We start from the raw sequence: 1,035 nt of genomic DNA on the forward strand, positions 1-1,035 counted from the left end.
CCTGTCGGTCGCCATCGTCAGGTTGCTGGCGACCGACAGGATCGACACCAGGCCCTCGCGCTTCGTGCGCCTGTTTCACATCCGCGGCGGTGCCGAGCGGCAGGCTGTGATGCAGATGGTGCGGGAACTCGCAATCAAGGTCGCCGACCCGGCGCAGGAGGTCTCGTCGCTGTCGGGCGGCAACCAACAGAAGGTGGTGATCGGCAAGGCGCTGCTCACCGGACCGAAAGTGCTTCTGATGGACGAGCCCAGCCGCGGCATCGATGTCGGCGCCAAGGCCGATGTCTTCCGCACCATGCGCAAGCTTTCGCGCGACGGGCTGGGCATCCTGTTCGCCACCTCGGACCTCGACGAGGTGATGGCGCTGTCCGACCGCATCGCGGTGATGAGCAATGGCAGATTGACCGGCATGTTCGACCGCGCCGAAGCGACGGAGGCGACGATGATGACGAGGCCCTTGATCACCATCTGCCAGAACGAGCTCACGCCCATCATCACCAGCCCGTCCGAAAGGATGCCGATGACGAAGGCGCCGACGATGGTGCCGCCGATCGTGCCGCGGCCGCCCGACATCGAAGTGCCGCCAAGCACCGCCGCGGCGATGGCGTTGAGCTCAAAGCTCTCGCCCGTCGCCGGATGCGAGGCCATCAGCTCCGACGAGATGATCAGCCCGACGATTGCCGCGCAGAAGCCGGAGAACATGTAGACGAACATCTTGACCATATTAACGCGCACGCCCGAGATGCGCGCGGCGCGCTCATTGCCGCCGACGGCGAAGATGTGGCGGCCAAGCGGCGTGTAGCGGGCGAGATAGGCCGCCCCCAGCGCCACCACGATCAGGATCCAGATCGAGACCGGCAGGCCGAGCAGCCGGCCGGCACCCAGGAAGCCGAAGCCGGTGGTGCCGAGTTCCGGCTTGCCGACGAGATTGGGGAAAGTGCGGCCGTCGGAGGAAAGCAGCGCGAAGCCGCGCGCCACATAGAGCACGCCGAGCGTGTCGATGAAGGGCGCGACGTTGAGCCTGGTGATCAGCAG

Annotated in this window: 2 pseudogenes; one reads left to right on the top strand and one right to left on the bottom strand. The window is 66.3% G+C overall.

Annotated elements, in window-relative coordinates:
* Nucleotides 1-439 (top strand): annotated as a pseudogene (locus FJ980_RS34210) (ATP-binding cassette domain-containing protein); the annotation flags it as partial.
* On the opposite strand, the pseudogene FJ980_RS34215 reads toward FJ980_RS34210, so the two are convergent.
* A pseudogene (locus FJ980_RS34215) lies at nt 436-1,035 on the bottom strand (ABC transporter permease); the annotation flags it as partial. The pseudogenes FJ980_RS34210 and FJ980_RS34215 overlap by 4 nt on opposite strands.

Origin of the sequence: Mesorhizobium sp. B1-1-5 (genome assembly GCF_006443065.1) — a bacterium.
In the GTDB taxonomy this organism is placed as follows: Bacteria; Pseudomonadota; Alphaproteobacteria; order Rhizobiales; family Rhizobiaceae; genus Mesorhizobium.